Below are 24,566 nucleotides of genomic sequence, written 5' to 3' on the forward strand. Positions count from 1 at the left end.
ATGATAAGTTAAGAGAGGTATATATATGGGTGCTGTATTCGCATTACTTATCGCTTTAGGTTTAGTTGTCTTTGTTTGGCTTGGGGCTGGGGTTATTGGTTTTAAAGCTTTGTTCGCGGTGGTAATTCCTTACGCGGCGTTTTTGGTCTTTCTTGGGGGAATAATTTATAGGATTGTTGAGTGGGCTAAAGTGCCTGTGCCGTTTAGGATTGTTACCACCTGTGGTCAGCAAAAGTCTCTTAAGTGGGTCAAGCGCAGTCGTCTTGAGTCTCCGTTCAATAATTTTGAAGTAGCTATTAGAATGGCTTTGGAAGTCTTTGCCTTTCGTTCTCTTTTTAGGAACCTTAAGGCGGAGCTTAAGGGACCAAATCTTCTTTATGGTTCTAGTAAATGGCTTTGGCTGGGGGCGATAGCTTTTCATTATTGTTTTCTTATTATTTTGATTCGCCATCTGCGTTTCTTTACTTACCCTGTCCCTGGATTTATAGGAATTATCGAACAGGTTGACGCTTTTCTTCACATAGGTCTTCCTTTCTTCTACATTACAGACGGAGTCATTTTGGTGGCCTTGACATATCTCCTTTTACGTCGCTTGTCAGATCCGAAGCTTCGCTACATTTCTTTAGGCTCTGATTTTATGCCTCTTTTTCTTATATTAGGACTGGTTATTTCGGGTATCCTTATGCGTTACTTCTTTAGGGTGGATCTCTTTCAAGTTAAAGAATTCACCATGGGTCTTGTTCACTTCAGCCCGAAGGTACCAGATGTAGGAGTAATTTTTTACATACACCTTACTTTCTTGTGTGCCTTGATGGCTTATTTCCCCTTTAGCAAACTAGTCCATATGGCGGGTGTTTTCTTTAGTCCTACAAGAAACTTGGCCAATAACAGCCGCGCTAAGCGTCATGAGCCGGCGCCTTGGTGGCAGAAGCCCAAATTTAAAACTTATTGTGAATGGCAGGAAGAGTTTAAGGAACAGCTTGAGCAGTCTGGTCAGCCTATAGATGAAGATTGTTATAAGAAGAAAGAAGCTTAAGAATTGAAATAATAAACGGAGAGGTTAGCCATGGCCAAGATGCCTAAACCTGATGAATTACTTAAGACTCTAGATTGGACACCACCTGAGAAGGACTGGATGGACGATGTTCCTCCAGAGATTAAACCTGGGCGTTTTTGTTATCCAGCCAAAAAGAATATTCTAGAAGAGATAGGTTTTCCTAACCCGCGTGAGTGGTCTCCATTAGATGATGACTGGAAGCTACCGTCTAATAGCCGCGAGATTGTTGTAGAAGGTATTATTGATCGTCTTAAAAAGTATCGATCCTTTAAGCTTTTTATGGACATCTGCGTGCGTTGTGGTGCCTGTGCCGATAAGTGTCACTACTTTTTGGGATCTGGTGATCCTAAAAATATGCCTGTTTTAAGGGCAGAGCTTCTTCGCTCTGTTATTAAAGGTGAGCTTACTTGGCAAGGTAAGTTTTTTGGAAAGTTAGCGGGAGCTCGGAAATTAAACGAGGATATAATCAAGGAATGGTTTTATTACTTTTATCAGTGCAGTGAGTGCCGCCGTTGCTCTGTGTTTTGCCCCTACGGGATCGACACTTGTGAAGTTACCATGATGGGGCGTGAATTGCTCCATCTTGTTGGCTGTAATATTAACTGGATACTTGAGCCTGTTCGTAACTGTTTCAAGATTGGAAACCACTTGGGTCTCCAGCCGCATACGGTTAAAGAAAATATTGAGTTCCTGTGCTGGGACATAGAAGAAGTAACCGGCCTTAAAATGGAGGTGCCTTTCAATAAGAAAGGTGCTGAAGTACTTTTCGTAACTCCATCTGGTGACTATTTTGCTGATCCTGGTATTTACACCATGATGGGTTACATAATGCTCTTCAATTATCTTGATATTGACTGGACCATGAGCACCTATGCCTCTGAGGGTGGCAACTTTGGTTTGTTCACCTCTCACGAGGCGATGGCCAAGATTAATGCCAAGATCTATCACGAGGCCGAGCGCTTGGGTGTCCGATTTATTATTGGTGGTGAATGTGGTCATATGTGGCGTGTAAAACATCAGTACATGGATACCGCTACAGGTCCGGCCCCTAAGAACCTTGAAGTACCTCGTAGCCCGATTACCGGGACGGTTTTTGAGCATGCCAAATCTACCAAGATGATCCACATTTGTGAATTTACAGCAGACCTCATTGCTCATGGTAAACTTGACTTAGATCCTTCACGCAATGATAAGTATGTGGTTACTTATCATGATTCTTGTAACCCATCTCGTGGTATGGGCTTTTTTGAAGAACCTAGGTTTATCCTTAAGAATGTATGTAACAATTTTTATGAAATGCCTGAAAACACTATTCGTGAAAAGACATTCTGTTGTGGTAGTGGTTCTGGTCTTAACACGGATGAATTTATGGACATGCGTATGCGAGGTGGCCTACCCAGGGCCAATGCTGTTAAGTATGTCCATGAAAAATATGGTGTCAATATGTTAGCCTGTATTTGTGCCATTGACCGTGCGGCTCTGCCCACCCTTATGAATTACTGGGTGCCCGAAGTACAGGTTTGCGGGGTCCACGAATTAGTAGCTAACGCCTTGGTCTTTCCTCATGAGAAGAAAGGGGAAAGAGAGCGTGAACTTAACTTGCGTCAAGAACCTTTGAAGCCGGAGGGCGAAGAAAATGCATGATGCCGGCAAAGTTATCCCAGGAATTGTTGTATTGGTTGTGTTGGTGACGTTGCCATTTTGGTGGAATTTGGGAAAGGCTGCCCCCAGGATAGAACTGGAGTTGCCAAAGCAGTACAAAAATTGTGTGGAAGATAGAAAGTTTATGGCTCGTGATCACATGAAGCTTCTTAATGAATGGCGTAATGAATTAGTTAGAAACGGACAGTTTGAATATGTTAATTCAAAAGGGCAGACTTTTCCTATAAAGTTTCAGGAAGGGTGTCTAAAATGTCATCCTAGTCGTAGTAAGTTTTGTGATAGGTGTCATAATTTTGTAGAAGTAAAACCTTATTGTTGGAATTGTCACTATTCGCCGGAGGAGATGAAAGTATGGGCGACAAAAAACGTAAAATTAAAAGAAGAGGCTTTCTCAAAGCAGCCGGCTTCGCATCATTAGTTGGGGTTTGGGCTTCGGCTACAGCTGGCCTTTTATCCGGACAGAAAGTAAGGGCCCAAACATATAAGCCTGGCCCAAATTCTTTGGTGGCCGGTCGGTGGGCAATGGTTATTGATACCCGGATATGTACCGAACACCCTGAGTGTAGGGATTGTATAGAGGCGTGCCATAGTTGGCATAATGTGCCCAAGTTTCCTGATAAAAAACATGAAATAAAATGGATTTGGGATACGCACTTCCATAATGCGTTCCCGTACCAGTATAATGAATATGATGCGGACTATATAAAAGAAAAACGTATTATAGTTTTGTGTAACCATTGTGAAAGTCCTCCGTGTGTTAGGGTGTGTCCTACACAGGCTACTTTTAAACGAGAGGATGGCATTGTAATGATGGATATGCACCGTTGTATTGGCTGTCGTTTTTGTATGGGAGCATGTCCTTTTGGAGCTCGTAATTTTAATTGGTTTGATCCTCGTCCTTATATTAACAAACCTAATTACGCCTATCCTACTAGGATGCGAGGCGTAGTAGAAAAATGTATTTTTTGTTTTGATCAGTTACATGAAGGGAAGTTGCCAATATGTGTCAGAGCATGTAAGTATGGTGCTATAACCTTTGGAGATTTAGCTGATCCTAATTCTAAGGTTAATGAATTGCTCAGGAAGCATCATACAATACGTAGAAAAGTCAATTTAGGTACTGGTCCTTGTGTATTTTATATCATTTAAGTGAGGTGGACCTATGTTTGAGAAGGCTTTAGTTGGAAGTAAAAAGTATTATGCTTTAGTATTTTTCTTAGCGTTTTTGTTTCTTATTGGACTTGCTTGTTTTATATATCAGATGCAAGTTGGTTTAGGTATTACTGGGATGAGTCGCGATGTTTCCTGGGGTCTCTATGTTTGTCAGTTTACTTACCTAGTGGGGATTGCAGCCTCGGGGGTTATGGTGGTCTTGCCTTATTATTTACATAACTATAAGGAATACGCTCGGTTAGTTATATTTGGTGAGTTCATGGCTATAGCCGCGGTTTTGATGTGTATTCTTTTTATTCTTGTTGATATTGGTCAAACTCATCGTGTTATGAACGTGGCTTTACATCCTACTCCTAATTCTGTCATGTTTTATGACATGATAGTTTTATGCGGTTATTTGATGCTTAATATTATTTGCGGATGGACCGCTCTTTCTGCCATGTATAAAGGTACTAAATATCCCAAGTGGGTTAAGCCTTTTATTTATCTTTCTATTCCCTGGGCCTTTAGTATTCATACTGTTACGGCCTTTTTGTATGCTGGTATGCCTGATCGTCATCTTTGGCTTACCGCTGTAATGGCTCCTCGATTTCTTGCGTCAGCTTTTTGCTCTGGGCCGGCACTTCTTTTAATTTTACTTTATATTGTTAAAGCGTTTACGCGATTTGATCCAGGAGAAAAAGCTATAAAGGCGTTAGCTAAAACTATTACTTATGCTTTGATTGCTAATTTGTTTTTGTTTGGTTGTGAGCTTTTTACGGCCTTGTATAGTAATATTCCCACCCACAAGCATCCATTACAGTATCTTTTCTTTGGCTTAGAAGGGCATTATAAATTAGTGCCTTGGATGTGGACTGCATATATTTCTATGGCAGTGGCCGCTATACTATTAGTCATTCCTAAAGTTCGTAATAATTTACAAATTCTTCCTTTCCTTTGTGCACTAGTTGTTTTGGGAACCTGGATTGATAAGGGAATGGGATTGGTTATAGGTGGTTTTATTCCTAATCCTCTAGAAGAAATTACCGAATATACCCCCACATTACCAGAAGTTATGATTGCTATAGGCATTTGGGCGTTTGGTTTTCTGGTCATTACTATCCTTTATAAAATGGTTATTTCTGTAATGGAAAGTAGAAGATTAATTTAATTCTTACTGAGGACCAATAAAGCCGGGCCCATGCCCGGCTTTATATTTTTAACGAGGATTTATTGCGTATGTCTTCTTTAATAAACTTTCCTCGTCTCTTGATTTCTGCACAAAAAGGAGGGGCAGGGAAGACTTTAGTTTCTTTAGGTCTGGTTTCGGCTTTATCGTCTATTGGAAGTAATGTTATTCCCTTTAAAAAAGGCCCTGATTATATCGATGCTGGTTGGCTTGCCTTTGCTGCTAAGCGGCCTTGCTATAATCTCGACCCTTTTTTAATGTCTTCAGAAATCATTCTTTCTTCTTTTTTGTCTCATGCTGCCTCTGATGCTATTGCTATTATTGAAGGTAACCGTGGTCTTCTTGATGGAGTTGATGTTCAGGGAAGTTGTAGCAGTGCACAATTAGCCAGGATCCTCAAGACACCTGTTATTCTCGTCTTAGATTGTACTAAAGTTACGAGAACTTTGGCAGCTTTTGTTAAAGGTTGTCAGGTTCTTGAACCTGATTTGATTTTTGGTGGTGTTATTTTAAATCAAATTGTTCGCCTTAGGCATGCTGATATTATTACTCGCTCTATAGAAACTTATACTGACCTTAATGTTTTAGGAGTGCTTCCTAGACTCAAGAACTTTTCCTTTCCTATGAGACATTTGGGATTACTTCCTTGGCAGGAACATGGAGAAGGCGAAGTTATTATTAAAATTTTAACAGAAAAGATTAAAGAAAATGTGGACTTAGATAAAGTTTTAGAAGTAGCTCAAAATGCTCCCTCTTTTTCTTCAAGTGTGCCAATATTTTGGCCAAATAGAGAAAAAGATGTAAAAATTGGTGTTTTTCGAGATGAAGCCTTTCAATTTTATTATCCTGAAAATTTAGAAGCTTTAACTGCTCTTGGGGCAGAGCTTATTTTCTTAGATGCTTTAAGAGATTCATCTCTTCCTAGTCTTGATGCTCTTTACATTGGTGGAGGGTTCCCTGAAACTCAGGCCGAATATTTAGAGGCCAATTCCTCTTTGAGAAAAGACATTAAAGAAGCTGCCCTAGCTGGCCTTCCAATTTATGCTGAGTGCGGTGGCTTAATGTATCTTGGACGTCGTATTTTATGGCAAAATAAAGCTTTTGATATGGTAGGAGCCTTACCCATTGATTTCGAGGTGGGAGAAAAGCCTCAAGGACACGGATACGTAAAGGCTAAAATTGTGGCTGAAAACCCCTTCTATCCTTTAAATATGGAATTATCGGGACATGAATTTCATTATTCAAAACCTATAAACTGGCAAAAGGGTGATTTTTCTTTAGTGATGAAACTTTCCAAAGGCCATGGTTTTTACCAAGGCTATGATGGAGTGGTGTATAAAAATATTTTTGGAGCCTATACCCATGTCCATGTTTTAGGTATACCGGTTTGGGCCGTAGGTTTAATAGAAGCGGCCAAAAAATGGAAAGAAGGTTTAACTTTTGATTTTAGAAATATTTGTCAGGATCAAACTTTGGTGTTAAATGGAATTAACAATTTTATTAAATCTTAAAATAAGGAGGCGCGTATGTTTGAAATTACCATCGATTACGACAAGTGTGCTGCAGACGGCGAATGCATTGATTCCTGCCCTGCTCAGGTCTTTGATGAAGGCGAAGATGGAAAGCCTGTGATTGCTCGCCCTGAAGATTGTCTTGGCTGTGAGACCTGTGTAGAAGTTTGCCCTGAGGGTGCTATCACTGTTACTGAAATGTAGCTTTTAGAAGGGGGCTTGGCCCCCCTTCTTTAATTCTTCCTGAATTTTTTTAAATTCCTTTTCAAACTCTTCAAATTTTTCATATTTAATAAACTCTTCCAATAGCCTTATCTTTATTTGCCAATTGGGATCCTTTTTAATTTCGGAATGTAAAGTTAGAAATTTTTTCAATTTTTCTTGGGCTTTTATTTTTTGCCTTTTTCTTTCTTTGATAGCTTTTTCTTCGGCCTTTTTAGCCCATTCCAGAGATTTTTCTAAATAGAATTGAGTATAACGATAATTTTTTTCTTCAAGAGCTTTTTGGGCTTTCTGAAAGTAGTCCTGAGCCTTTTGCCACGGCTTGGGAGCAAATTTAGGAGCTCCCTCCCAAAAGGCCTTTTCAAGAGCTTTTTGGGTTTTTTCTAAAAGCTCGTTAGGGACTTTTTCCTTTTTTAAAACTTTATTAAGATAAGGTATCTGTTTTAACAGATTTTCTACTTTTTCTGGTAGGGTGAATCCTGTGGAAAAAAATAAGGTACCCAAAAGTAAAATATAAAGAAGGGCCTTTGAAGTTTGCCGAAAATTTACTATATGAAAGAAAAACATTCTCATGAAAGAATTATAAAAATAAGGTGGGAAAAGTGAAGAAGATTTTATCCATTTTTTTATTGTTACTGCTTGTAGCCATTGTGGGTGTATTGTCTTTTTTGTTTTTCTTTAAATTTGAAGGTAATCCTCCTGTAGTTGAAAAGCTTTCCCTGCCTAAAGCCTTAGGTAAAGAGGCTAGATTAGAATTAAAAGTAGCTGATAATCGTTCTGGTATTCGAGAAATATCTATCTTTTTGGAACAAAATAAAAAGATTGAAAAGGTCTTTGAAAAAAAATATGAAGTAGATCCTATATGGGGCTCTTCAGTAAAAGAAGCCGATTTTGAGGTAACTTTTTCGCCTTTTAAATTGGGTTTTAAAGATGGCCAGGCTACTTTAATAATCAAGGTGGTAGATGCTTCTTGGCGCAATAAGTTAAAGGGAAACTGGATTGCCTATCAAAAGAAAGTTTTGCTTGATCTTACTTCGCCCCACATTGTGGTTAAATCCCCTATGCATTATTTTGTTCCAGGCGGCAGTAACTTGGTGGTCTATTCTATTTCAGAGCCAGTAGTTCGCCAGGGTATAATGGTAGATAATTTATTTTTTAAAGGTTATCCCGATCCTAAAAAAACTAATCTTTATTATTGTCTAGTGGCCATACCTCTTAACAAAAAACGTGTACATCGTATGTATATAGAGGCTCAAGATGAAGCCGGGAATAAAGCTACTTTCCCCGTGGCCTTTTATTTAAAGTCTAAAAAATATCGTCGAGATGTAATCAATATTTCAGATCGATTTCTTGAACGAAAGATACCCGAATTTTGGGATCGGTATCCTCAAATTCCCAGAGATGACATGTTAAAAGCTTTTATTTATATCAATACAGAACTTCGTAAAGAAAACAATAAGAAAATATCAGAAATTGCCAAAATTTCACAAATAAAAGAATTCTATGGCTATAAATTCTTTTTACAACTACCTAAATCAGCAACTAGGGCTTTATTTGGGGATTATCGTACCTATTACTACAAAGGCAAAAAAATAGGCAATGCTTATCATATGGGAATTGATCTTGCTTCAGTAGCAGGAGCTCCTGTTCCAGCTGCTGCTTCTGGAAAAGTTGTTTTCGCTGATTATTTAGGCATCTACGGAAATACCATTATTATAGACCATGGTTATGGTCTGTTTAGCCTTTATGCGCATCTTTCAGGTTTTACGGTGGCCAAGGGAGATATGGTTAAAAGAGGGCAGTTAATAGGTTATACAGATACAACAGGACTAGCGGGAGGAGATCACCTTCACTTTTCGGTACTAGTCCAAGGCGTTTTTGTGGAACCGCTTGAGTGGTTTGATCCTAATTGGGTTAAAACCCGTATAGCCGAGAAATTGGAAAATAATCAGTAGAGCCTTTGAATTTTAATAGAAATATGGCTTAGGCTCATTTATTTTGTCATTGTTAGCTAGCTCTTTTGGTTGGTGGCTCAAATCTTGAGACATGGGCCGGCGAGGTCTGGCGAAGTAGTCTCTTAAATAAAAGATTTTGCAAAGGTCTCTTTAACGTAACAGGTAAGGTTTGGCTGGATAGGGTTTAATTTTTTCTGCCGTGAGCAGCTCTTTTAAGAGATTTAATTTCTTTTCAAGGTTTTTTTCTTTTTTGACTTGCCTAAAGTAATGAAGGCCAAATGGAAAGTTTTGTAAATACCAGAAAAGCCACAATTCAAAACGTTTTTCTTGAAGCTTTTTGGGTAGAAGCTTCTCTATCAAACTCCAATGTTTAGAGGGAGCATCGGTAGGAGAAGGCGGATTAATAATTTCTTTATTCTGGAAAAATTTTTTGATATCACGGAAGATCCAGGGCCGCAAAAGAGCAGCCCTTCCAATCATTACACCCTGGCAACCAGTAGTTTCAAATAATTTTTGGGCATCTTCTGGAGAAAAAATATCTCCATTCCCTATTATCGGGATAGAAAGATTTTCTACCAAAAGCTTAATTTCTTCCCAACGAGCTGGTCTTTTGAAACCTTCCTCAGCAGTGCGAGGATGAAGAGTAATAAATTCAATGCCAGCGGCTACAATAGTTTGGGCAAAATGTAGGAGTTTATCTGGATTGTGTTCAAAACCACTTCTTATTTTGGCAGAAATTGGCTTTGTAGTAACTTCTTTTACGGCCGCAACTATTTCAGCGCATAAGCTCGGCTTTTTCATAAGAGAAACACCCCAGCCATAGCGTTGTATAGCTCCTCTAGCACAACCAAAATTTAAATCATATCCAGCAAAGAGGTTCAATTTTTCCAGATGTTTAACGGCTTTGCGAAATAAGGCCGGGTCTTTACCTGCTAGCTGTGCTATTAAAGGTTTGTCTTTTTCAGCAGTTATTAAATAGGGATCTTTTTCCGGATTTTGATAAACAATAGCCCGAACATTTAGCATTTCTGTAAAAAAGAAATCGGGTTTACCATAAGAAGCTACTAATTCTCTAAAGGCGGCGTGGGTAAGGCCGGCCATAGGGGCGAGCAATAAAAGTTTTTTCATCGCTTTGTATAATTAGCAAGCTTTTACAAGGGCTTGTTAACTAATGTGGGTTTTACGTGTTGCGATACCACTTCTTTAGTGGCTGTTACTTTTAGTTTTTCGAACAAAAAAGTTAATTTTTCGGCTAAAGTGGCCATTATTTCTTTTTTGATTTTCGGGTCAAGATTCCACCACTCTTTTTTGAATGGTCCGAAGCCTCTTTTGCGTACTTTATAAATGAACTGGGCCTCGGTCATGCCTTCTTTCCATTCGTTTTTAAAGTTTTCTTTTAGGTAGGTGTAAATTTTCTGGCGGAATTCTTCTGGCAAAGCCGGGTGATCATAAATCAAATTTTGAAAACCAGTGGCTAAATGAATTTCACAGCACCTCACTTCAGGAAAGAGGTGAAACATTTCGTCTGGAAGAGTAGAAGCACCGTGCTGTACCGCCCCTGCCAAGCCAAATTCCTGACGAGCAATTTCGGAAAGTTTTTTTAAGGTGTCAAAGTCAACGGCCACTTTGGCCACTGAGCCGTCAGGCAATACCACTCCACCATGGGCTGTACCTGTTTGGACGCTTATCTTAGAGATCCCAGGTTTTCTTTTTAAATGGAATAAATATTCTTCCATAAAAGCCCGCAGCTCTTCTGGAGTGCTATTTTTCCCGCCGATTTCGCCAATTTCACCACCTACAGTTACCGTAATGCCTTCGGGTTGGTGTTCCCTTATATAGTCGGTCATCTCTGCAGTTAGTAATGAATTATAGTGTTGCTGTTCGCGGAGAGTTGGTTTGTCAAGAACTACCAAAGTGGAGGCGTCAATGTCTATTTGATAAAACTCGGCCTCAAGGGCTTCATCAATGAGTTTAATAATGTTTTGTTTTTCTTTTTCAGGGGCAGCAAAAAAGGCCTTGCGATTAAATTGAAAATGATCTCCCTGGATAAAAACCGGCCCTGTGTAGCCTTCGCGAGCCGCTGCCGCTGTAACCACGCTGGCGTATTCCAACGGGCGTTGTTTGGTATAACCCATTTCAGACCGGGCTATTTCAAAAATAACCGCTCCTACATTCTGGGCTATAGCTACCCTAAAAACAGTGCGGGCAAAGTCATAGGTGAGCCCGCGGATGTTTATAGCGGGTACGGTAAAACCCAAAAAATTTTGGGCCATGGCCTTATAAAGTTCAAAGATAGAAGCTGGTATGGCTCCAAGGGCCTTGGCTATTTCTTTTACTAAAGTAAGTTGCCTTTCTTTGAGTTTTTTATCTTCAGTGAAGACGGCTTCATAAACCAAATTATCAAGGGCCTTTCTGGCGGCTTCTTCGTCAAGGATTTTTATGCCTTCTCTAGTAATTTCAAAACCTTTCATTTCAGGCCTCCACTATTTTTCGGCTGAAAAGAAGATAGGCCGTATGGCCTATCATTCTATCTTCCGGGCGGAATCTTTCAGGGTTTGTTTTATAAAATCTTAACATTATTTCCAGCACTTCCGTACCAGCAAAAGGCAATTTTTCCATGGCCTTTAAAGTTTCGCTTACCTGGTTGGCTGTAGGAAGGAGGATCCCTAAAGGGCAGCCAGGTTTTAAGGCCTGCCAAGCGGCCTCAAGCAAGTCCCAGGGAGTTTTTAAATCAAGAAATACGGCATCAACCTCTTCTTTTTCGTCAAATTTTTCTTGAGCTTCCCCTTTAAAAACTACCCTCTCCGCCAGGCCAAAGCGGTTTAGGTTTTCTTTAGCTACATTTTGAAAGCGTTTTTCTTTTTCGTAGCTAATCACCCGCCCTTCAGGGCCTACGGCGTAAGAAAAGGCCATAAGAAGGCTGCCTGAGCCTGTGCCACATTCAAGAATTGTTTTGCCTGGCCCTACGTTTAGGCGTAATAAAATGTAGCCTATGTCTTTCGGATAAATTATTTGAGTTACTCGCTTTAGTTTCATCAAGAAATCATAGATAGTAGGTTTAAGGGCAAAGGCTCTAGAGCCCTTGGCACCCTCTAAAACACTGCCAAATGGCTTGCCAATCAGTCCTTCAAGGTCGAAATTATCCCGGTGCGTTTGAAAATTTTTCTTTGAAACTTCTACTAAATAAGTTCTTCCCTCTTCAGTACAAAGGAGAATAAGATCTTGAGGGTTAATCTTCATTTTCCCCGGCCTCATAAAAGGCTTTATAGGCACGAAAAGTCATATAAAGGTCTCCTTTGTGGATAATTTCAAAAGGAGAATGCATGGAAAGAAGGGGAGGGCCACAGTCAATAATGTCCAGGCCATGATAGGCAAGATATTTGGCTACCGTTCCTCCGCCGCCTTCGTCAACTTTACCAAAAGAGGCAGCCTGCCACACAACTCGTGCCCGATTAAGCACACGCCTGAGCCAGCCTACGTACTCGGCGTGGGCGTCGCTAGCGGCGTACTTGCCTCCGTGGCCTGTGTACTTGGTAACCACTACACCATGGCCGATTTTGGCGTCATTTAATTTTTCGTGGACTTCTATGTAGAAGGGATCAATCCCTGCGGTGACATCAGCAGAAATAGCCCTAGTTTTGAAAAGAGTATCAAGCACAATATCAGCAGCTGGGCTAATTCCCTGGAGTTTAAGAAGCTCGTAATAAATCTTTTCAAGAAGGCGGCTTTTGGCCCCGGTGTTTCCATCTGAACCTATTTCTTCTTTATCAAGGAAAAGGGCTACCGAGGTATAAAGGGGGGCTTCAAGGTTTAAGATAGCCGCTAGAGAAGCAAAGGCAGAGCTTCGGTCATCGTGGCCGTAGGCACCGATAAAGGCGCGGTCAAGCCCTACGTCCCGAGCCTCACCAGCCGGTACTATTTCAAGTTCTGCACTTATAAAGTCTTCTTCAACTAAGCCGTAACGTTCATTTAGAAGTTTTAAAATACCCAACTTAACTCGTTCTTTTTCTTCAGAATCGGGTAAAGGGATACCGCCAAAAAGAATATTTAATTTTTCACCCGGGATGGCCTCTGAGAGTTTTTTGTCTCCCTGAACTTTGCGGGCTAGATGTGGAAGAAGGTCGCAAATGGTAAAGACCGGGTCTTTTGGGTCTTCCCCAATTTTTATTTGGATTTTTTCGCCATCAGCTTTTATTACTACACCGTGCAGGGCAAGGGGCATGGCTACCCAGTGATACTTTTTAATACCACCATAATAATGTGTTTTAAGGTAGGCCATTTCAAATTCTTCAAAAAGGGGATGGAGCTTGAGGTCAAGCCTCGGGCAATCAATGTGGCTGGCAATAAGCCTGACGCCTTCGGTCACGGGTTTACGACCAGCTACCACCGCAACCACTACTTTGTCGCGAAACACGTGATACCATCTGGTGCTGCTGGTCGGGCTAAAACCCCTTTTTTCCAGTAGTTTTACAGTTTCAGCAGCACATTCTCTTTCGGTTTTGGCGGCATTCAAAAAACTTTTGTAGTCTTCTGATAAGGTTTCAATGGCCTTTTTTTCGTCTTCATCAAGCTTGTCCCATACGTGGTGAGACTTATAGGCCAGTTTTTCTTTCAATTCTTTAAGTTTGTTTTTTTCAGTCATGTTATCCTCCTAGATTAAACTTTTCCCATTACCCCTTGGCGGAGTGCGTCTGGGTGATGGGGCAAATTCTACTGAGGGTTGCTGACGCATGGGCTGTGGAAAAAGGCTCATGAGTTCGTATATTTCTTCAGGCATATTGTTGCTTACCGGAAGTCCCAGGGCTTTGGCTTCGTCAAAGGTTATAGGGTAATCGTGGGTCCAGCGCCCTTGAGACAAAAGTTTGGCCAGTTCTTTAACTTTTTCTTCAGGAAAGCGGCCGTTAAGGAGTTCTTCAAGGTTATATTCCATCTGGTTTAAGGCCTTTTCGGCCACATCGGCTAGAATCAGAGTTTCGTCGTCTATTTTGTCAAGAGGCTTGGTCTGGCGTACTTTTACCAGGGAAGCCGCCGGGAACTGCCCAACCTGAGGGTCCACAGGGCCTAAGACGGCGTGTTCATCCATGACGATTTCGTCAGCCGCCAGGGCTATTAGGGTACCACCACTCATGGCGTAGTGAGGAACAAAGGCGGTGGTTTTGGCTTTGTGGCGCTTTAAGGCTTTGGCAATTTGCAACGAGGCGAGAACTAATCCTCCTGGAGTATGAAGGATAATGTCTATGGGAACATCAGGGTCAGTCATGTGGATAGCACGGATGACTTGTTCCGAATCATTTACATCTATAAAGCGCATAATGGGGAAACCTAAGAGGCTCATGGTTTCCTGGCGATGTACTAGAAGAATTACGCGAGACTTGCGTTTTTGTTCTAGTTTACGGATCATCCTTTGGCGAGCAGCTTCTAAAAACTTTTGGCGCAAAATAGGCTGCATCATCATGATCATAAAAATTAGCCAGAAAATATCAAAGCCTGATACTCCAGACATAGGCTTCTCCTAACGATTTATTTTTTCACCTAAATTATAAGACACACCCCAGGGGCGTACTTCATCTGGGAAACAATTTTCCCCCACACAAAACAGGCGATGTAATAAAAGCCCCACTACAAAGCCACCTACGTGGGCCCACCAGGCCACTCCACCTACAATTTTTCCGTGAAGAATGGAAAGGGTACCTGAAAAGAGCTGTAGTAGATACCACCAGCCGATATAAAGTACCGCTGGCATTTCGAAAAAGAAAGGAAAAAAGAAGATAGGGATCATGACGATGACTCTAGCCAAAGGGAAAAGTCCATAATAAGCGCCTAGAACACCAGAAATAGCTCCTGAGGCCCCGATCATAGGAATAGTGGAATCCGGGTGTAACCAAACGTGGACCAGGGTAGCAGCTATGCCGCACAATAGATAAAAAACAAGGAAGCGCCTGTGCCCCATGCGGTCTTCTACGTTGTCTCCAAAAATCCAAAGTGTCCACATGTTTCCAAAAAGATGAATCCAGCCGCCGTGTAAAAACATAGCGGTAAAGAGGGAGATTACATTTTGAAGAGCCACGCCAGCGTCTCCCAGCCCAAATTGAGTGATACGGGCTGGTACCACGCCAAAATTGATCACTATGGCTTCGCGAACTTGAGCGGGTAAATTAAGCATAAGAATGAATATTAAACTGTTTAAAGCGATGAGGCTTACCGTGACTATTGGGAAGGTCTTTCTTGGGACTATGTCTTGTATGGGGATCATCCTAAAGCTCCTACAGCTTCTCCTCTAACATTTTTACGGAAACTTTCACTTTTAGAAACCAGAGCTTCAAAGTCTTCTTGGTTGATCAAGCCAAACTCAAAATCTTTTGCCCAATCCTTTAGAGATTTCGGTAATTTATGACAAATTTTGAAATTTTTCTGACTAGCCTGTTGGACTAAAGCCTCACGTCCTCCTTCAGAAAAAATTATTCCCAAACAGGAGTGAAAAGCTGCCTGAGGAGCCAGGGCATAAAATTCAGCGGCCCGCAAGGCGTAACGGTTACCGTTAAAGGAGACGGCTCCGCCTTTTTCTTTTACCAATTCAAAGACCTGGACGTCGGTGATGCTATCCCCAATGTAAAGGATTTCTTCTAAGGAAAGTCCGGTAACAGAGAGGCTCTTTTTTACGGCTTTGGCCTTTTCCGTGCCTCCTATGGGATTTACTTCGTTTAGAAAATACCCGGCGTTTGTTTCAGGAATAATTTTCCAGAATATTTCATCTAGTTTAAGAATTACCTTTTGGCTTTCAGGAGGAAGATCAGTCAAGCCCTGAGCCTCGTGGGGAATTTCAATCATGGGAAGGTTGGCTATCTCTTGAGCAAGTTTTTGTAGAAGTTTCTTTTCTTCAGGAAGTAGTTTTACCTGTTCTAAATCTACCCAGGTGCAAAATATATTTTCCATAGGAAAACCAGAAACTTCGCTTAGGGCTTCTAAATAAGGCCGATAACTGGTGCTGATAATAAAGGTCGGCCAGGTATCTTTAGCAAAACGCAAAAATGGTAGGGCTTCTGGGAGCACTTTTAGTGTCTTTTTCGAAAATTCACGCATTAAATCGTTGGTAACATCGTAGGCCTTTAAAAAGGGTAAAATCAATTTTAGAGTATCACCAGCTTTATAGCCAGAGCGCTTTTCAACATCCGCTAGGAAATCGTCGTATTTAGAAATAAGAGCGAAAAATTTATCCCCGTTGGGGATAAAAGCCTCACAAAGTTCAAAGGCATTGTCGTTCAAAGTCAGTGGGCCTTCACAGTCCAAATTCAACTGCGGCATACTTACACCTCCTTTTGCTCTTTTCTAATAAATTTTTCTAGGATAATCTAGCCATAAAAGAGAAAGGGAAGGGGAATGACAAAACCAAGAAGGTCCTGGCTGGATATTCTTTTCCAGGAGCAGTTTTTAAAGGTAGAAAGATTTTTGTATATCTTGGTGGCTGTCTTAATTTTGATAGCGTCAGCCGTGGTTATCGGGGATGGAGCTCTCGCTCTTTATCACCTACTGGTAGATGCTCACGATTTTACCCACGGTATTCTCAAGGTGATGGACCGGTTTCTTCTGGCCCTCATGTTTCTTGAAATCCTCCATACAGTACAAATTATCTTTGGTGAGGAACATCATCTGGCCTGTGTAGAACCTTTTATTATGGTAGCTATTATAGCTTCGGTAAGGCGTCTTTTGATCCTATCCTTTGAAATCTCTCATGCTGGTCAAATTCCTCTTGAAAGGCTTAAGTTTTACCTGATGGAAATGCTCATAATAGGCTTTTTGATTATCTGTTTAGTAACGGCGGTTATTTTCCTCCGCCGTTCTAGAGAAAGAAGGAGGCAAGGTTAATGGAACAAGGAGATCGTATTTTAGTGCTGGATTTTGGCTCGCAAACTACCCAGCTCATTGCCAGGCGGGTAAGGGAGCTTCACGTCTACAGTGAAATTAAACCATGTGTCGCTTCTATTGAAGAAATTAAGGCCTTTTCTCCGAGAGGTATAATCCTTTCAGGCGGGCCAGCCAGTGTCTATGATGAACATGCCCCTAAAATTCCCAAAGAGATTTTTTCTTTAGGGGTGCCAGTTCTTGGTATTTGCTACGGTATGCAACTCATGACCCACCTTTTGGGGGGAAAGGTTGAAGCCAGTGCTAAAAGAGAATTTGGTCCAGCTGAATTAAAAATACTTGATAATAGCGATCTTTTTTACGGCCTGTCTCTTGATAGAAGTTACCGTGTTTGGATGAGCCACGGTGACAGAGTAGAAGCCCTCCCTCAAGGCTTTGAAGCCATTGCTGAAAGTGAACATTCTCCTTATGCGGCCATAAAAAATTCTGAAACTCGCTTATACGGAGTTCAGTTTCATCCTGAAGTAGCTCATACCGAAATAGGCCGAGAGGTGCTTTCTAATTTTGTTTTACGCATTTGTGGCTGTAAACCTACCTGGACCATGAAATCTTTTATTGAAAGAGTGGTAGAAGAAATTCGCCAAAAAGTTGGCCCGGAAGAGAAAGTCATCTGTGCCCTTTCAGGGGGTATTGATTCTACGGTTACGGCGGTTTTGGTTCATCGGGCCATAGGGGAGAGATTAGTTTGTATCTTTGTCAATAACGGCCTTTTGCGCAAAGGCGAAGTGGAAAGTGTCTTAAATCTTATGGCCTCTCTTGGCCTTAATCTGCGTTATGTGGATGCTTCCGAGCGTTTTCTTGAACGCCTGAAAGGGGTTACTGACCCTGAGAAGAAAAGGCAAATTATTGGTCATACTTTTATTGAAATTTTTGAAGAAGAAGCCAAGAAAGTGGGCGATGTAACTTACCTGGCCCAAGGAACTCTTTATCCTGACGTAATAGAAAGTGTTTCTTTTAAAGGCCCTTCGGCTACCATAAAGACTCATCATAATGTTGGAGCCCTACCTGAACGCATGAAACTTAAACTGATTGAGCCGTTGCGCGAGCTTTTCAAGGATGAAGTACGCGAGATTGCCCGTGAATTAGGGCTTCCTGAAGACATTATCTATCGTCAGCCTTTCCCTGGCCCAGGGCTTGCCATTCGTATTTTAGGTGAAGTTACAAAAGATAGGCTTGAAATCTTGAGAGAAGCTGATGCTATCGTGCTTGAAGAGATTAAAAAAAGCGGCTGGTATCGTAAGGTCTGGCAGAGTTTTGCCGTGCTTTTGCCTATTAGAACCGTAGGTGTTATGGGGGACTACCGTACCTACGAACACGTTATAGCCATTCGTTGTGTGGATAGTGTGGACGCCATGACGGCTGACTGGACCAGGCTCCCTTATGACCTTTTAGCCCGTCTTTCTAACCGCATTATCAACGAAGTGCGTGGCGTCAACCGCGTGGTCTACGATATTTCTTCAAAACCGCCAGCTACTATTGAGTGGGAATAATTTGAATGGGGGGCGTTAGCCCCCTCAATTTTTACCAGGGTTCTACGTAAAGTTCGAAGTAAGCCCGGGCGTGAGCACAAGCCGGGCATTCTTCAGGGGCTTCAAGGCCTTCGTGAATATAACCACAGTTGCGGCAGCGCCATTTTACTTCCATTTCTCGCTTAAAAACTCGTCCTTCTTCAATTAAACGGGCAAAGGCCTCGTAGCGACGCTCATGATATTTTTCAGCCACCGCAATACGTTCAAAAATACCGGCAATTTCAGGAAAGCCTTCCTGACGAGCAATTTCGGCAAATTCTGGATACATTTCTTTCCATTCGTAATTTTCTCCGGCGGCGGCGTGCTTTAAGTTTTCCAAAGTGGTGCCTATTTTACCCGCCGGGAAAGAAGCACATATTTCGAGATCTCCTCCTTCTAAAAGCTTAAAAAGCCTTTTGGCGTGCTCTTTTTCGTGATTGGCGGTTTCTTCAAAAATATGGGCAATCTGCACAAAACCTTCCTTTTTGGCCACCGAAGCAAAGTAAGTGTAGCGGTTTCGGGCTTGAGACTCCCCCGCAAAGGCCTTAAGTAGATTTTTTTCCGTCTTCGTGCCTTTAATCTTCATCTTTACCTCCTGGTTTTATCTAGTTTTTTATTTGTTCACTAGGATTTTAACTTATAAAAAAATTTGTCAATAATAATTCTAAATTAGATAGCAAAATCAAATTCTTTTTTTAGCTCGCGTGATAGTAGAGCCAGGACCATGTCCTGCGGGCTCTTGTTTTGATAAAGCACCTGATAAACCGCGTCACAAATAGGTGTTTCTACTTTTACCTGCTCAGAAAGCTTTTTTACGGAAGAGGTAGTGCGCACACCTTCAGCCACTTGCGTAAGGTCAGCCAGAATGTCTTCTAGTTTTTCTCCCCGGCCAAGGCGTAAACCGACGGTGCGGTTACGAGAAAGTGAACCTGTGCAGGTTAAAACCAGGTCTCCCATGCCCGCCAGGCCTGAAAAAGTAAGGGGATTAGCCCCCAGTTTTACTCCCAGGCGTGATATTTCCGCAAGGCCTCTGGTAATAAGGGCGGCTCTGGCGTTTAAACCCAATTCAAGGCCGTCAGATATACCTACGGCTATGGCGATAACGTTTTTTAGGGCCCCTGCCAGCTCAACACCAATAACATCAAAGCTACGATAAGTGCGAAAATATTGGCTGGCAAAGGTTTTTTGCACAAAAGAGCAAATATCTTCTTCGTAGCCAGCAATGGTTACCGCGGTGGGAAGCCTTTTGGCAACCTCTTCAGCAAAGCTTGGACCCGATAATACCGTATAAAAGCTATGCCAAGCAGGAGTTAAAACCTCATTTACCACCTGGCTCATAGTAGAAAGACTTTTTTCTTCAATGCCTTTTATGGTGGAAACTAGAGGTACTGGCTTTTCTGGTAGGTCTTTACTTAGGGCTTTTAATGTTTCGCGTAAGGCGTGAGAGGGAACGGCGAAAACAATGAGTTCAGCTTTTTTGAGAACTTTAGGTTCTAAAGCGGCTTTTAGATTATGGGGTAGTTTGATTTTAGGTAAGTAAAATGGATTTTCGTGCCGCTCATTTATACTATCACAAACTTCTTTACGCCTGGCCAGCAGCCAAACTTGATTTTCTTTTTCAGCTAAAAGCTTTCCCAGGGCCGTGCCCCAACTTCCTGCGCCGATGATAACGACCTTCATGAAATACAATTTAAATATCTATTTGGTTAAAAATAAACCATTAGCCGGAAAAATTTAAAAATTTATTTTAACGAGCTCAATTAAATAGTTTAAATAGACGACAAATGGCATTGTCATTGTGAACAAAGCAATCCTTGTCTTTTGCCGTTTTCAATAAAAGATCTATAACCGCCAAATGGATACTATCATAGGCCTTCAGAGCAAAAGCTTTCGCAAAGTCACTCGCTCGCTCTAAAAGACTTTGGTTAAGGCCAATTTTCATATAGTGAGGCCAATCTTTTTTAAAATCTTCCTGGATGTTTTCTAAAATTTCTTCAGAAATAACGCCTTCACGAAATAGACGGGCAAAGGCTGCCTGAACCTCTACATAAGCGATTAAATGTGTAGCGACAATCTCTGCCTCAAAGACAGCCTGTTCAACGGTTAAGCTATGTTCTTCTTTTACATAGAGCTTTACTAAGCAGAAGTATCTAAATAGAGAATCACCGGCGGTCCTCCAAGATCCGCTCGGCCATTCTTTTACCGAATATTTTTGGTCGAGCCCGTCCACCTTTGGGCTTCCCACCATCCCAGCTGACCAATCCTTTGGCAATCAAGGCCTCGATTCCGGTTTTATGTTCTCCGGCGGGACAAAGCTTGGCTATCAGCCGGCGATGGCGTGTGATTTCAATAATTTTCCCCTGTTTGACCTCTTTTAAATAACGAGACAGATTGCTTTTAAGCTCTCTCACCGAAACTTGCATAATACCTCTTCTGGCATAATTGTGGCCATATTTTAACACATGAGGCTACATTTGGTATCTAGCACATTTTTATACACGACTCATCCGATAGCCGCCAGCTCCCAGGTCTTGCGCCATACGTATCTACTCTACAACCTCCCCGCCCAGAACTTCGGCCTGTTTGAGCACCGTCTGCGTGGCCTCTTCCTGTTTGTCCGGCGGGTAACCATATTTACGAAGGGTGCGTTTCACCAGAACCCTCAAATAAGCCCTTACATTTTCGCGCTGGGCCCAATCCACGGTGACATTTTCTCGTACCAGGCGCACCAGCTCCTGGGCGATCTTTCGCAAAGTTTTATCTCCCAAGACTTCCACCGCGCTCTCGTTGGCCGCAAGCGCATCGTAAAAGGCCACCTCTTCCTCGCTTAAACCCAATTCTTCCCCTCTTCGGTCGGACTTACGCATCTCGCGGGCAAGCGCAATCAGCTCTTCAATGACCTGGGCGGCTTCAATGGCGCGGTTCTGATAGCGACGGAGAGCGCGCTCAAGCATCTCAGAAAAACGCCGGGCCTGAACCACATTTTTGCGCCGCCGGGTGCGGATTTCTCCCTGCAAAAGTTTACGCAAAAGTTCCACCGCTAGATTCTTTTGAGGCATATCCTGGATTTCGGCTAGAAATTCTTCTGAAAGAATAGAAATATCTGGTTTTTTAAGACCTGCAGCCGCAAAGATATCCACTACTCCTTCAGGGTCCACGGCCCGATCCACCAACTGGCGAAGGGCGTAATCCAATTCTTCTTGGGGACGGGCGTCAAGAGGCGCGCGTTTCACCAGGGCGGAGCGTACGGCCTGAAAAAAGGCCACGTCGTCACGGATGCGTAGGGCCTCTTCATGAGGAACGGCCAGGGCAAAGGCCTTGGAAAGTTCGAGCACCGCCTTGACGAAACGGTCTTTCCCATCCGGCTGGGCCAAAATATGTTCCTGTGCAGCGGGAAGGAGGGCCAGACGTTCTTCAGGTGTTCCGGTTTTCCAGGCCGACCAGTCGAAGCCGTGAAAGAGATCACAACAAATTTCGTATTTTTCCTGCATGACCGCCACCGCTTCTTCCTGATCAAGGGCCGTGCGGCCCTTACCTCCGCTTTCGGTATAAACCGCAAGCGCCTGTTTTAATTCGCGGGCCAGACCAATATAGTCCACCACCAGCCCTCCGGGTTTATCGCGGAAGACGCGGTTCACCCGGGCGATGGCCTGCATGAGCCCGTGGCCGCGCATGGGTTTGTCGATGTACATGGTATGAAGGCTCGGACAATCGAAGCCCGTAAGCCACATGTCGCGCACGATTACCAGCTTCAAGGGATCATTTGGATCACGAAAACGCCGGGCCAGGAACTCCCGTCTTTCTTTGTTACGGATGTGGGGCTGCCATTCTGGAGGATCCGACGCCGAACCGGTCATCACCACTTTGATTACGCCTTTATCGTCATCTTCGTGGTGCCAATCAGGACGCAGGTGAATGATCTGGTTATAAAGATCGACGCATATCCGGCGGCTCATGCAAACGATCATGCCCTTTCCATCGAGGGCTTCCAGACGACGCTCAAAATGCTTCACTATATCTTTAGCGATCATGCGGAGGCGTGGTTCCGCCCCCACAATGGCTTCAAGTTGTGCCCATTTGGTTTTGAGCTTCTCCTTACGCTCGACCTCTTCTCTTTCGGTGACTTCCTCGAATTCTTCGTCGATTTTGGGCTTTAGCTCTTTGGGTAGCGCAAGCTTTGCCAGCCGGCTTTCGTAGTAGATGGGCACCGTCGCACCGTCTTCTACGGCTCGCTGGATATCGTAAATGGAGATGTAGTCGCCAAAGACGGCTCGCGTGTTGCGATCCTCAAGCTCAATCGGTGTTCCCGTGAAAGCAATAAAAGAGGCATTGGGTAAGGCATCCCGAATATGGCGGGCAAAACCGTCAATGAAATCGTACTGGCTTCGATGAGCTTCATCGGCAATTACCACAATGTTGCGCCGTGAAGAAAGTAGCGGATGCTGGTCGCCCTTTTCGTCAGGAAAGAACTTTTGAATGGTGGTAAAGATGATACCTCCGGCTTCTCGTGAAAGAAGCTCCCGAAGATGAGCCCGGCTTTTGGCCTGAACAGGCTCCTGGCGTAGAAGTTCCTGACAGCGGGAAAAAACTCCAAACAGTTGATCATCCAGATCGTTTCGGTCGGTGAGCACCACCACCGTAGGATTTTGCATGGCCGGCTCACGAATGATGCGTCCAGCATAGAAGACCATGGTCAAGCTTTTGCCGGAGCCCTGCGTATGCCATACTACCCCGATACGCCGGTCGCCAGGCCGCCCACCTTGGCCCCGCACTTCATAACGGCCTATTTCTTCTCTCACGCGCAAGCCTTCGTCTTTGGCGAGCGCAGCTGCCCTCAGGGTCTCCCGCACCGCTACTCGCACGGCATGGAATTGGTGGTATCCAGCCACTTTTTTGGAAAGCCTTCCGCCGTCGTCTTCGTACACCATAAAATCTCGGATCAGTTCCAAAAACCGCTCCAGGTCGAAAACACCCTTAAGAAGGACTTCAAGCTGGAGGACGCCTTCGTCCTCCACTCGCTCGCCTGAGATCGTGCGCCAGGGTTTGAACCATTCCCGCCCGGCGGTCAAGGTACCCATCCTGGCTTCCAGCCCGTCCGAAATGACTAAAAGTTCATTGAAGGCAAAGAGAGTGGGAAGTTCCGCTTTGTAAGTCTGAAGTTGCTGATAAGCGGTCCAGATGGTGGCTTCTTCGTCCGCCGGATTTTTCAATTCGATGATGACTAGCGGAAGCCCATTTACAAAAAGCACGATGTCCGGCCGGCGGGTATGGCGACCTTCGGTAACGGTAAACTGGTTGACGGCCAGAAAGTCGTTATTTTCGGAATCGTCAAAGTCTATTACGCGCGCCTGGGCACCGGCTATGGAGCCATCCTCCCGGCGATATTCTACCGTCACTCCGTCCACGAGCATTCGGTGGAAGGCCCGGTTACGAGCCTCTACGGTGGCGCCGGGAGGATTTACGAGCTTTCGGAAAGCCTCATCTAGGGCCTCGATAGGAAGTTCCGGGTTTAGCCGGGCCAGAGCATCCTTCAGGCGTTGTGGGAGAATTACCTCCTGATAATCGTCCCGCTCGGCGAAAGGCTCCCCGGGAGCGATCTCCGGCCCGTGCTTTATTTGCCAGCCTAGGGATTCGAGCCAGGCCAGCGCCGCCGATTCAACTTCGGATTCAGCCATTTTATAAGGATTACTCACGATTGTTATTCCTTGTTCAATTCTATAAATGCCTGGAGATAACTTTCATAGGCTCTTGGATCTAAATAAAAAAGCACCTCGCTAGGCCTATATTCCAAAATATCGCCCAAGACATTTATACGAACGTATTCGCCATTTTCCTCATCTACGTATTCATTAAATACAGAGTTATCTTCGTATTCCAACGGTTTTTCCGGCTCAGAGAAAGGGAACCGATGGACTGTAAAAAGGAAATGTACAATGGTGTCTACAGTCCTAGCAACAATAACGGCATGGACCTTATCAAGACCTTGAAAGTCTGGCCCCTTGCCATGAGATGCGAAACCATAAGTATTCCTTAACTCAACTATACTTTGAACAACAGTTTGAAGGCTCCCGTTTAACTTACGTATCGATTCGTTTGCTTTTTCTTCTCTAATTACATGACTTGGTACGAGTTGGAGAGCATCAAGAGAGGTTTTAAAAAGTTTGGGAAGCTCCCATTTTTCTTCGTATGGAATACCTCTCTCAGAAAGAATGGCTTTGCATACACTCTCGAGGAGAGTTCTAGCCAAGTCAAACACCAGGCCTGGGTTAGCCTTATTCAAAGCATCTTCAAGAGCTTCAATTTGTTCGTGAATATGAGTAAAACCGGATTCACTTGCTTCTCTGGCTCCATACATTACAAATTTAGTAAAGTCTCTATTGTTCACAAGGC

Annotated in this window: 24 protein-coding genes; 10 read left to right on the plus strand and 14 right to left on the minus strand. The window is 43.2% G+C overall.

The annotated features are described in order from the left end of the window. The first annotated feature begins 25 nt into the window (after nt 1-25). From dsrM to THEIN_RS07920, 7 genes are all read left to right on the plus strand, one after another. A complete protein-coding gene (dsrM, locus tag THEIN_RS07890) occupies nt 26-1,036 on the plus strand; it encodes a sulfate reduction electron transfer complex DsrMKJOP subunit DsrM (RefSeq protein ID WP_013908152.1) in 1,011 nt (336 codons plus the stop codon). Between the two features lie 30 nt (nt 1,037-1,066). Then, on the plus strand, nt 1,067-2,701 hold the full coding sequence (dsrK, locus tag THEIN_RS07895) for a sulfate reduction electron transfer complex DsrMKJOP subunit DsrK (RefSeq protein ID WP_013908153.1): 1,635 nt from the start codon (nt 1,067-1,069) through the stop codon (nt 2,699-2,701). Continuing rightward, nucleotides 2,694-3,137, plus strand: a complete 444-nt coding sequence (gene dsrJ / locus THEIN_RS07900; protein ID WP_013908154.1) for a sulfate reduction electron transfer complex DsrMKJOP subunit DsrJ — start codon at nt 2,694-2,696, stop codon at nt 3,135-3,137. Before dsrK ends, dsrJ begins: the two co-directional genes overlap by 8 nt. Beyond that, nucleotides 3,071-3,868 carry a sulfate reduction electron transfer complex DsrMKJOP subunit DsrO gene (gene dsrO / locus THEIN_RS07905; protein WP_013908155.1) on the plus strand — a complete coding sequence of 266 codons (798 nt, stop codon included), beginning with the start codon at nt 3,071-3,073 and terminating at the stop codon, nt 3,866-3,868. The genes dsrJ and dsrO overlap by 67 nt, the downstream gene beginning before the upstream one ends. A 13-nt stretch (nt 3,869-3,881) precedes the next feature. After that, nucleotides 3,882-5,042, plus strand: a complete 1,161-nt coding sequence (gene dsrP, locus THEIN_RS07910) for a sulfate reduction electron transfer complex DsrMKJOP subunit DsrP (RefSeq protein ID WP_013908156.1) — start codon at nt 3,882-3,884, stop codon at nt 5,040-5,042. Nucleotides 5,043-5,110: 68 nt separating this feature from the next. Continuing rightward, on the plus strand, nt 5,111-6,571 hold the full coding sequence (locus tag THEIN_RS07915) for a cobyrinic acid a,c-diamide synthase CobB (protein WP_013908157.1): 1,461 nt from the start codon (nt 5,111-5,113) through the stop codon (nt 6,569-6,571). Nucleotides 6,572-6,586: 15 nt separating this feature from the next. After that, nucleotides 6,587-6,775 (plus strand): 4Fe-4S dicluster domain-containing protein, encoded by a 189-nt coding sequence (locus THEIN_RS07920; protein ID WP_013908158.1) that lies wholly within the window; start codon nt 6,587-6,589, stop codon nt 6,773-6,775. Between the two features lie 3 nt (nt 6,776-6,778). On the opposite strand, the gene THEIN_RS07925 is transcribed toward THEIN_RS07920, so the two are convergent. Beyond that, nucleotides 6,779-7,366 carry a DUF4398 domain-containing protein gene (locus THEIN_RS07925; protein WP_013908159.1) on the minus strand — a complete coding sequence of 196 codons (588 nt, stop codon included), beginning with the start codon at nt 7,364-7,366 and terminating at the stop codon, nt 6,779-6,781. A 29-nt stretch (nt 7,367-7,395) separates the two neighbouring features. Between THEIN_RS07925 and THEIN_RS07930 the strand changes: the two genes are divergently transcribed. After that, nucleotides 7,396-8,748 carry a M23 family metallopeptidase gene (locus THEIN_RS07930; protein ID WP_013908160.1) on the plus strand — a complete coding sequence of 451 codons (1,353 nt, stop codon included), beginning with the start codon at nt 7,396-7,398 and terminating at the stop codon, nt 8,746-8,748. A gap of 150 nt (nt 8,749-8,898) precedes the next feature. On the opposite strand, the gene THEIN_RS07935 is transcribed toward THEIN_RS07930, so the two are convergent. From THEIN_RS07935 to THEIN_RS07965, 7 genes are read right to left on the minus strand one after another with little or no spacing between them, the layout of a single operon-like run. Then, nucleotides 8,899-9,876: a tRNA dihydrouridine synthase gene (locus tag THEIN_RS07935; protein ID WP_013908161.1), complete on the minus strand. Its 978-nt coding sequence runs from the start codon at nt 9,874-9,876 to the stop codon at nt 8,899-8,901. 23 nt (nt 9,877-9,899) lie between these two features. After that, entirely contained in the window at nt 9,900-11,219 is a 1,320-nt protein-coding gene (locus THEIN_RS07940) for a class II fructose-bisphosphate aldolase (RefSeq protein WP_013908162.1), read from the minus strand. Nucleotide 11,220: 1 nt separating this feature from the next. Next, complete coding sequence (locus THEIN_RS07945; protein WP_013908163.1) at nt 11,221-11,988, minus strand: tRNA (adenine-N1)-methyltransferase; 768 nt, start codon at nt 11,986-11,988, stop codon at nt 11,221-11,223. Further along, the gene (locus tag THEIN_RS07950; protein WP_013908164.1) at nt 11,978-13,390 is read right to left on the minus strand and encodes an aminopeptidase; all 1,413 of its coding nucleotides are present in this window, start codon (nt 13,388-13,390) and stop codon (nt 11,978-11,980) included. The genes THEIN_RS07945 and THEIN_RS07950 overlap by 11 nt, the downstream gene beginning before the upstream one ends. A gap of 9 nt (nt 13,391-13,399) precedes the next feature. Beyond that, nucleotides 13,400-14,251, minus strand: coding sequence for an SDH family Clp fold serine proteinase (locus THEIN_RS07955; RefSeq protein ID WP_013908165.1), 852 nt, complete (start codon nt 14,249-14,251; stop codon nt 13,400-13,402). A gap of 9 nt (nt 14,252-14,260) precedes the next feature. Further along, a complete protein-coding gene (locus tag THEIN_RS07960) occupies nt 14,261-15,001 on the minus strand; it encodes a rhomboid family intramembrane serine protease (protein ID WP_013908166.1) in 741 nt (246 codons plus the stop codon). Next, on the minus strand, nt 14,998-16,050 hold the full coding sequence (locus tag THEIN_RS07965; RefSeq protein WP_013908167.1) for an HAD hydrolase family protein: 1,053 nt from the start codon (nt 16,048-16,050) through the stop codon (nt 14,998-15,000). Before THEIN_RS07965 ends, THEIN_RS07960 begins: the two co-directional genes overlap by 4 nt. 75 nt (nt 16,051-16,125) lie before the next feature. On the opposite strand from THEIN_RS07965, the gene THEIN_RS11690 reads away from it, so the two are divergent. Further along, entirely contained in the window at nt 16,126-16,611 is a 486-nt protein-coding gene (locus THEIN_RS11690) for a phosphate-starvation-inducible PsiE family protein (RefSeq protein ID WP_013908168.1), read from the plus strand. Next, the gene (gene guaA / locus THEIN_RS07975) at nt 16,611-18,158 is read left to right on the plus strand and encodes a glutamine-hydrolyzing GMP synthase (protein WP_013908169.1); all 1,548 of its coding nucleotides are present in this window, start codon (nt 16,611-16,613) and stop codon (nt 18,156-18,158) included. Before THEIN_RS11690 ends, guaA begins: the two co-directional genes overlap by 1 nt. 31 nt (nt 18,159-18,189) lie before the next feature. Here guaA and rbr read toward each other — a convergent pair whose 3' ends face one another. The 6 genes from rbr to THEIN_RS11700 all read right to left on the minus strand — a co-directional run bounded on the left by rbr (nt 18,190) and on the right by THEIN_RS11700 (nt 24,561). Beyond that, on the minus strand, nt 18,190-18,762 hold the full coding sequence (gene rbr, locus THEIN_RS07980; protein WP_013908170.1) for a rubrerythrin: 573 nt from the start codon (nt 18,760-18,762) through the stop codon (nt 18,190-18,192). Nucleotides 18,763-18,845: 83 nt separating this feature from the next. Next, complete coding sequence (locus tag THEIN_RS07985; RefSeq protein WP_013908171.1) at nt 18,846-19,856, minus strand: NAD(P)H-dependent glycerol-3-phosphate dehydrogenase; 1,011 nt, start codon at nt 19,854-19,856, stop codon at nt 18,846-18,848. Between the two features lie 76 nt (nt 19,857-19,932). Next, nucleotides 19,933-20,406: a type II toxin-antitoxin system VapC family toxin gene (locus THEIN_RS11695; protein WP_083817683.1), complete on the minus strand. Its 474-nt coding sequence runs from the start codon at nt 20,404-20,406 to the stop codon at nt 19,933-19,935. Then, nucleotides 20,339-20,599: a type II toxin-antitoxin system Phd/YefM family antitoxin gene (locus THEIN_RS12555; protein WP_041434618.1), complete on the minus strand. Its 261-nt coding sequence runs from the start codon at nt 20,597-20,599 to the stop codon at nt 20,339-20,341. Before THEIN_RS12555 ends, THEIN_RS11695 begins: the two co-directional genes overlap by 68 nt. A gap of 123 nt (nt 20,600-20,722) precedes the next feature. Continuing rightward, nucleotides 20,723-23,851, minus strand: coding sequence for a type I restriction endonuclease subunit R (locus tag THEIN_RS08000; RefSeq protein WP_013908173.1), 3,129 nt, complete (start codon nt 23,849-23,851; stop codon nt 20,723-20,725). Nucleotides 23,852-23,874: 23 nt separating this feature from the next. Beyond that, a complete protein-coding gene (locus THEIN_RS11700; RefSeq protein ID WP_013908174.1) occupies nt 23,875-24,561 on the minus strand; it encodes an abortive infection family protein in 687 nt (228 codons plus the stop codon). Between the last annotated feature and the right edge of the window lie 5 nt (nt 24,562-24,566).

It is taken from the genome of Thermodesulfatator indicus DSM 15286 (assembly GCF_000217795.1).
GTDB classification, from domain to species: Bacteria; Desulfobacterota; Thermodesulfobacteria; order Thermodesulfobacteriales; family Thermodesulfatatoraceae; genus Thermodesulfatator; species Thermodesulfatator indicus.

Coding starts and splice junctions, on each gene's coding strand:
- dsrM (WP_013908152.1), top strand. CDS start 26: ATGGGTGCTGTATTCGCATTACTTATCGCTTTAGGTTTAGTTGTCTTT.
- dsrK (WP_013908153.1), top strand. CDS start 1,067: ATGGCCAAGATGCCTAAACCTGATGAATTACTTAAGACTCTAGATTGG.
- dsrJ (WP_013908154.1), top strand. CDS start 2,694: ATGCATGATGCCGGCAAAGTTATCCCAGGAATTGTTGTATTGGTTGTG.
- dsrO (WP_013908155.1), top strand. CDS start 3,071: ATGGGCGACAAAAAACGTAAAATTAAAAGAAGAGGCTTTCTCAAAGCA.
- dsrP (WP_013908156.1), top strand. CDS start 3,882: ATGTTTGAGAAGGCTTTAGTTGGAAGTAAAAAGTATTATGCTTTAGTA.
- THEIN_RS07915 (WP_013908157.1), top strand. CDS start 5,111: ATGTCTTCTTTAATAAACTTTCCTCGTCTCTTGATTTCTGCACAAAAA.
- THEIN_RS07920 (WP_013908158.1), top strand. CDS start 6,587: ATGTTTGAAATTACCATCGATTACGACAAGTGTGCTGCAGACGGCGAA.
- THEIN_RS07925 (WP_013908159.1), bottom strand. CDS start 7,366: ATGAGAATGTTTTTCTTTCATATAGTAAATTTTCGGCAAACTTCAAAG.
- THEIN_RS07935 (WP_013908161.1), bottom strand. CDS start 9,876: ATGAAAAAACTTTTATTGCTCGCCCCTATGGCCGGCCTTACCCACGCC.
- THEIN_RS07940 (WP_013908162.1), bottom strand. CDS start 11,219: ATGAAAGGTTTTGAAATTACTAGAGAAGGCATAAAAATCCTTGACGAA.
- THEIN_RS07945 (WP_013908163.1), bottom strand. CDS start 11,988: ATGAAGATTAACCCTCAAGATCTTATTCTCCTTTGTACTGAAGAGGGA.
- THEIN_RS07950 (WP_013908164.1), bottom strand. CDS start 13,390: ATGACTGAAAAAAACAAACTTAAAGAATTGAAAGAAAAACTGGCCTAT.
- THEIN_RS07955 (WP_013908165.1), bottom strand. CDS start 14,251: ATGTCTGGAGTATCAGGCTTTGATATTTTCTGGCTAATTTTTATGATC.
- THEIN_RS07960 (WP_013908166.1), bottom strand. CDS start 15,001: ATGATCCCCATACAAGACATAGTCCCAAGAAAGACCTTCCCAATAGTC.
- THEIN_RS07965 (WP_013908167.1), bottom strand. CDS start 16,050: ATGCCGCAGTTGAATTTGGACTGTGAAGGCCCACTGACTTTGAACGAC.
- THEIN_RS11690 (WP_013908168.1), top strand. CDS start 16,126: ATGACAAAACCAAGAAGGTCCTGGCTGGATATTCTTTTCCAGGAGCAG.
- guaA (WP_013908169.1), top strand. CDS start 16,611: ATGGAACAAGGAGATCGTATTTTAGTGCTGGATTTTGGCTCGCAAACT.
- rbr (WP_013908170.1), bottom strand. CDS start 18,762: ATGAAGATTAAAGGCACGAAGACGGAAAAAAATCTACTTAAGGCCTTT.
- THEIN_RS07985 (WP_013908171.1), bottom strand. CDS start 19,856: ATGAAGGTCGTTATCATCGGCGCAGGAAGTTGGGGCACGGCCCTGGGA.
- THEIN_RS12555 (WP_041434618.1), bottom strand. CDS start 20,599: ATGCAAGTTTCGGTGAGAGAGCTTAAAAGCAATCTGTCTCGTTATTTA.
- THEIN_RS08000 (WP_013908173.1), bottom strand. CDS start 23,851: ATGGCTGAATCCGAAGTTGAATCGGCGGCGCTGGCCTGGCTCGAATCC.